The sequence below is a fragment of the Paenibacillus etheri genome, assembly GCF_001012825.1.
Lineage (GTDB): Bacteria > Bacillota > Bacilli > Paenibacillales > Paenibacillaceae > Paenibacillus_AQ > Paenibacillus_AQ etheri.
In genome coordinates, this window is sequence record NZ_LCZJ02000005.1 from 1 (window position 1) to 3,231 (window position 3,231).

The 3,231-nt window shown below is 38.7% G+C and carries 5 protein-coding genes; 3 read left to right on the forward strand and 2 right to left on the reverse strand.

All coding sequences use genetic code 11. The features are described from left to right. Together UQ64_RS00470 and UQ64_RS00475 are read right to left on the reverse strand one after the other, a co-directional pair. Window positions 1-446, reverse strand: a 446-nt coding sequence (locus UQ64_RS00470) for an IS110 family transposase (protein ID WP_156417408.1), incomplete at its 3' end; no start/stop codon positions are given. 311 nt (window positions 447-757) lie between these two features. Continuing rightward, a complete protein-coding gene (locus UQ64_RS00475; RefSeq protein ID WP_060621531.1) occupies window positions 758-1,582 on the reverse strand; it encodes a MerR family transcriptional regulator in 825 nt (274 codons plus the stop codon). Between the two features lie 95 nt (window positions 1,583-1,677). On the opposite strand from UQ64_RS00475, the gene UQ64_RS00480 reads away from it, so the two are divergent. The 3 genes from UQ64_RS00480 to UQ64_RS00490 all read left to right on the forward strand — a co-directional run bounded on the left by UQ64_RS00480 (window position 1,678) and on the right by UQ64_RS00490 (window position 3,076). Beyond that, window positions 1,678-2,148, forward strand: coding sequence for a GNAT family N-acetyltransferase (locus UQ64_RS00480; RefSeq protein ID WP_060621532.1), 471 nt, complete (start codon window positions 1,678-1,680; stop codon window positions 2,146-2,148). 380 nt (window positions 2,149-2,528) lie between these two features. Continuing rightward, window positions 2,529-2,777 carry a hypothetical protein gene (locus UQ64_RS00485; protein ID WP_060621533.1) on the forward strand — a complete coding sequence of 83 codons (249 nt, stop codon included), beginning with the start codon at window positions 2,529-2,531 and terminating at the stop codon, window positions 2,775-2,777. A gap of 44 nt (window positions 2,778-2,821) precedes the next feature. After that, window positions 2,822-3,076: a cold-shock protein gene (locus UQ64_RS00490; protein ID WP_060621534.1), complete on the forward strand. Its 255-nt coding sequence runs from the start codon at window positions 2,822-2,824 to the stop codon at window positions 3,074-3,076. The last annotated feature ends 155 nt before the right edge of the window (window positions 3,077-3,231 follow it).

Below are 3,231 nucleotides of genomic sequence, written 5' to 3' on the forward strand. Positions count from 1 at the left end.
TGTACACACATCTTTGAAAGAGACTCATATTGCCTTGTAAGATAGCGCAAGTTGAGGAGTTGCACACCTCTTTTCTTAAAGGGTTCAAACTCTTCCCTATAGTACAACTCACCCAATAGGTAAGCGTCAGCAGCATCCGTCTTTACTTTACGAAGCTGAGACTTTCTAAGCCGATTGGAGATTAGCGGGTTAATGACAATGTAAATATAGTGATGTTCCTCTAGGAACTGAACAACAGGGCTTTGGTAATGTCCTGTTGCTTCTAGAATAAGCAAAGGACGTTGTTTGGATACCGATTCAATGTCCTTTAAAACTTGATGTAGATTTGCTAAGCCATCACGAGTGTGCTCGAAGTGGAATGTCCCTTTAAAGGGTTTTCCGCGCGCTAAAAAGGCTTGTCCATGGCTTTCTTCTTTTGAAATATCTAGACCGACAACTGGATTCATCTCATCTCTCCCTGTAAGTTTAAATTCACCGGCATCCCTACGGTTCTTCTTGTCGCTCCATAGCATCGCTTGTTATACGGGATCTTACGTCCCAACCAGCCTCAATCATGGTCATGACAAGTAAGGTGAACACTATAGCGCTCGGGATCAAGTCCCACGGGCAGGTACGTTCGACCAGGCTACCTTAATCCTCTATGCAAATGAAAAAAGGATCAACCAGAAAGAACTGGTTGATCTCATAATACGAACGGGCAGGTTAAGTTGACGGAGTCCACGGCTATAGATACATCCGGTCGGCTGCATTTTAAAGCTTATCGAACAACATGCAACTTAATCTTTGTTACATAATCTCCTTCTCGATTTTTAACAACTGTGTCATAAATGTATTCTTCAAAAACATATTTCCCTAATGATAATTTTAATCGAGCCATTTCATCAAAAAGCCGGTTGTATGTGCAATCTATAGTTCTCTCTTCCCCAATATGGTACCCAATTAAAAAATCCCCTTTTACGGTTTCGAAGAATGGATAACCTCCTTTAGGATGAGGCTGTTCCATATACAGGTAGGTATAATTAGTAAACTCTCCGTTCAACACTTCCTCGCGCATCGTAATACCGCCAATAGGGTTACCTGTATCAAGCTGGTTTAAGAATAGCTCATCAATGAAATCAGAAACAACCTCCACGAAATTGTCTTCTGTAATGTCCTTAATATCACGACTCAAATAAAGTTTAGACTCTGGGAAATACTCCAGCGTAATTTCATTAAAGTTCAAATTCGATGCTTGTTCTAATAGCGCAATCTTTGTTTCTAATATTCTTTCATTTCTCTCAGCAGCTTCTCTTCTTTTAGTCACTTCTGCCTTTTGTCGATACATAAGTGACAGAAATAGTTCAGGAGATTTCTTTTTCGTATATTCTTGGATTTCGTTTAATGACATACCGAGATCCTTAAACAGATCAATAACATTGAATAACTTTAACTGATGGATAGAATAGTAACGGTAACCTTTTGCATTCTTTAGCATAGGAGATAAAAGCCCAATGTTATCATAGTAGATTAATGTTTGTTTATTCACTTTACATAGCTTGGCAAATTCCGCTGTCGTGAAATATTTAGGCTTGTCTTGTTTCATTAGATTAATGTTCTGCTCCCCTCTTGACTATATAGTTACTATATACACTAAGATGGTTTCGTAATCAACTTACAACAATAATGGAGAATCGAAATATGAGTACAATCCGAATTACGCCAGTAACCGAAGAGAATAATTCTGCTGTATTAGCCTTAAAGGTCAGCGAAAACCAAAAAACATATATAGAAACACCTGAACAGTGTTTACAAGAAGCATATGAATGCCCTTACTATAAGCCGGTCGGGCTATATTATGACGATGAACTAGTTGGATTTGCAATGTACGGCTGGTTTCCTGAATATGATGATGGTAATAGTGAGGGAAGAGTGTGGTTAGATCGCTTTTTAATTGACGAGCGCTATCAAGGGCAAGGATTTGGCAGACTAATGCTGCAGAGCCTCCTCGCTCATCTCGCTAGTGAATATCAGTGTAATAAGATCTTTCTAAGTATTTATGACAACAACGAACACGCTCTACGACTTTATAAGAAGTTTGGATTTAAATATAACGGTGAGCTCGACTTTAATGGAGAAAAAGTGATGGTATTGGATTTATTAACTCGTTAAACTAGAGCAACCCGGTAACTCATTGCTTTAAGAGAAATTTTATGTATCGCATTGAAATAACACATAAGCACATTGTTGATTCAACGTTTTATGGCAGTTTCTATTTGGTAACGAGATTGTGAAATATCAGTTGCTGCATCACGGTCTTCATTAAACTAAAGGGAAACTATAGTAGAATAGCGGTCGCTTCGGCAGCCGTTTTTTATTGTTCAATTGGCCGGTAGAATACTTACAATTTGTGGCGCTGTAGCGTTACATCATTAGCATTGGTTTATGTAGTGATGTAATGATATTCTGATACTCAGGAAATTGGAACAATGTGGTAAAATGGGATAATGAGCAGTACTTAATAAAAAAATAGAGGAGGAGACAAATATTCCATGGGCAACGACTTTTACAGAAAACTAGGTGCATCCTTTCTAATTTCCGCTGGAGTAATCTATGCGATCGAACGAGTGGGCTCTTTGATAGCTCGCAGCTATGAAATTGCAGCGTTGTACGAAGCAAACATGTTCAATGCCCTACCTGAAACTCATATTACAAGCTTCTTCGATAATATCTTTGTGCCAATCCTTGCGTTCCTCGGTATGATACTTTTCGTATATGGGTTTCCGAAAAAAATCAAATAACAAATCTCAATCATAATTAATAAAGTTAACGAGGAGGTGCTTAGATGGCGGAAAGAAGATATGGTATTGTCAAATGGTACAAAGAAGATAAAGGTTACGGACGGATAATGCTAGACGGGCAGGAAGGTAACTATGTTTTTGTGCATTTTAGCGAAATACTACCAGATCCTATTAGGTTAACGAACGGCTTTCGGTTCCTTAAAGAGGGTCAAAAAGTTGCATTCGACCTATTCGAGTTTCCGAATATAGTTGATTCTCAGCGTAGGACAGCTAAGAATGTGGAAATTTTAGAGGAATAAAGGAATCGAAACACGATAAGGCAGCCGGTTACTCAACGTAACGGCTGCCTTTATTGTACTCCCTCAATATGATTTAGTTTTCTCACTCAGGCTCATGAATTCGCAGGATTTCACGTTTAGCTAAGTGTGAGATAAGAAGGAAACAGAGGAGGTGG